This window comes from Shigella sp. FC1544 (genome assembly GCF_001722145.1).
Lineage (GTDB): Bacteria > Pseudomonadota > Gammaproteobacteria > Enterobacterales > Enterobacteriaceae > Escherichia > Escherichia coli.
Genome location: NZ_MECT01000235.1, coordinates 1 through 2,243, shown reverse-complemented (window position 1 = coordinate 2,243; position 2,243 = coordinate 1). Strand labels below are relative to the sequence as shown.

The window sequence follows — 2,243 nt, the reverse complement described above, 5'->3', positions numbered from 1 at the left end:
CAAGGCGAGCTTCATTTAACGCCTTACGCAGTTGCAGAATTTCAGATTCCAGTTCAGCCACCGTGCGGGAACCAGGAGTACCGAGCCCTTTTCTGGCGGCGGTAACCCATTGTCCTAAAGTGCCTTCAGGAAGGGATAATCGGGAAGCGCCTTCACTGATCGAAAGTTGATTTTCAAGAACCGTTCTGACAGCTTCGGCTTTGAACTCTTTAGAGTAACGTTGGTTTTTTCTGCTCATTATTAGCTCCTTCTGATGCCATTCTATTTCAGGAAGGAGTGTCCGTTAAACTCAGGCTACCTCAGTGGCAAATTCGTCCTCACGCAAAATAAAATCGTCCGTCAGAAGTCCATTACAAAAATAAAATAACACAGCACCGCTCTTCCTTTGTTGAGATTGCAAACATCTAATGCAGCAATGGCTGACAATCGCTCCATTCTCAACGCGCACAGCATAGAGGCCATTTTCACTAAAATTTTCACGCAATTCTTCGATTTTCATCTTCAGAATCCTTCCAGATAAATAGCTCTCCCCTGTTCGGGGTCCATCCCTCTTCTCCCTGCGCGCTACTTAAGTGAGTCGATTCTATCTGCGAAGGTGCGCGAATCAAATTCACCGGAAATAAACAACAAAAAACCCGCCGAAACGCTGAGAGATCACAGCGATGGGCGGGTTAAGTGCGGGTGCGTTGAGGATGCCTGACACATCAGAGGTGGGCGGGGATGGGATCAGCTCCCCGCCCGGTCACTCTTACTTCCTGGATTTGTAGTCTACGAAGACAGCGACCTCCGTCTGGCCGGTTCGGATTCGTACCTCACAGAGGTCTTTCCTCGTTACCAGTGCCGTCACTATGACGGTTAAACAGATGACGATCAGGGCGATTAACATCGCCTTTTGCTGCTTCATAGCCTGCTTCTCCTTGCCTTTCGGCATGTAAGAGGCTAACCTACATGTGCAAAGCATGAAATTGGCCTCAGATTAATGTTAAGCGTCTTGCCGGACGCGTAATGTTAACTGGGGCTTTTCTCTATCTGCCTTTTAGTGTTCATGCCTGAAGCAGATAGCCTCAAGCACCCGCAGTCATTCTACTTACCTCGCCAATATGAAATCAATCAGAAAGGTGCCCCATAAAATCACTCCTTCTCTTCTTTACCGTAGTGGAGTTGACCAATTTTGATAAGAGGGCGTCCCTGAGATTTGCGGTGTAGATTGGTATCGCGCAGAGAATACACACAGCCACAATATTCCTGCTGATAGAATTTTTCGCGCTTGCTGATTTCAATCATACGAGACGAGCCTCCCTGCTTGCGCCAGTTATAATCCCAGTACACCATGCCCGGATAATGCGCGACGGCTCGCCGCCCACAGTCGTTAACCTGCTGCATATTTTTCCAGCGTGAAATGCCCAGTGAACTGCTGATCACACTGAAACCATTTTCAGCGGCGTACAGCGCTGTCCGCTCAAAACGCATGTCAAAACACATGGTGCAACGGATCCCTCGTTCGGGCTCCCATTCCATTCCTTTGGCTCGTTCAAACCAGTTGTCTGTGTCGTAATCAGCATCAATAAACGGCACGCCGTGTTGTTCAGCAAAGCGAATATTCTCATCCTTACGAATTAAATACTCTTTCTGAGGATGAATGTTCGGGTTGTAGAAAAAGATGGTGTAGTCGATTCCCGAGGCCTGAAGCGCCTCCATCACCTCACCGGAACATGGAGCACAGCAAGAGTGCAGTAGTAGTTTGTTTGCCCCGTTTGGGAGCTCCAATTTGGGCCGTTTGAAATCAGCAACTGTCATAAATATGTTTATTGGGGTCATAAAAATATCAAAGAGTGTAGCATTAGAACGGGGCTATCGGAAACAGATGTGTGACTGCTCCCCGCCCTTTCGGGCTGAAGTGGCACACTGAATTTGGCCACCTGAACAGAGGTGATATGCTCACCTCAGAACAACACAGGTGCTCCAATGAAAAAAAGAAATTTTAGCGCAGAGTTTAAACGCGAATCCGCTCAACTGGTTGTTGACCAGAAATACACGGTGGCAGATGCCGCCAAAGCTATGGATGTTGGCCTTTCCACAATGACAAGATGGGTCAAACAACTGCGTGATGAGCGTCAGGGCAAAACACCAAAAGCCTCTCCGATAACACCAGAACAAATCGAAATACGTAAGCTGAGGAAAAAGCTACAACGCATTGAAATGGAGAATGAAATATTAAAAAAGGCTACCGCGCTCTTGATGTC

At 47.7% G+C, this 2,243-nt stretch carries 4 protein-coding genes and 1 pseudogene; 1 reads left to right on the top strand and 4 read right to left on the bottom strand.

The genetic code is table 11. The features are described from left to right. The 4 genes from BGK49_RS13020 to BGK49_RS13005 all read right to left on the bottom strand — a co-directional run. Nucleotides 1-238, bottom strand: a 238-nt coding sequence (locus BGK49_RS13020) for a transposase (RefSeq protein WP_032335914.1), incomplete at its 3' end; no start/stop codon positions are given. Between the two features lie 51 nt (nt 239-289). Beyond that, nucleotides 290-499 carry a hypothetical protein gene (locus tag BGK49_RS13015; RefSeq protein WP_000687450.1) on the bottom strand — a complete coding sequence of 70 codons (210 nt, stop codon included), beginning with the start codon at nt 497-499 and terminating at the stop codon, nt 290-292. Nucleotides 500-748: 249 nt separating this feature from the next. Further along, a complete protein-coding gene (locus BGK49_RS13010) occupies nt 749-904 on the bottom strand; it encodes a Hok/Gef family protein (protein WP_119169692.1) in 156 nt (51 codons plus the stop codon). Nucleotides 905-1,131: 227 nt separating this feature from the next. Next, the gene (locus BGK49_RS13005; RefSeq protein WP_012421537.1) at nt 1,132-1,797 is read right to left on the bottom strand and encodes an epoxyqueuosine reductase QueH; all 666 of its coding nucleotides are present in this window, start codon (nt 1,795-1,797) and stop codon (nt 1,132-1,134) included. A gap of 168 nt (nt 1,798-1,965) precedes the next feature. Here BGK49_RS13005 and BGK49_RS13000 point away from each other — a divergent pair. Beyond that, nucleotides 1,966-2,243 (top strand): annotated as a pseudogene (locus tag BGK49_RS13000) (transposase); the annotation flags it as partial.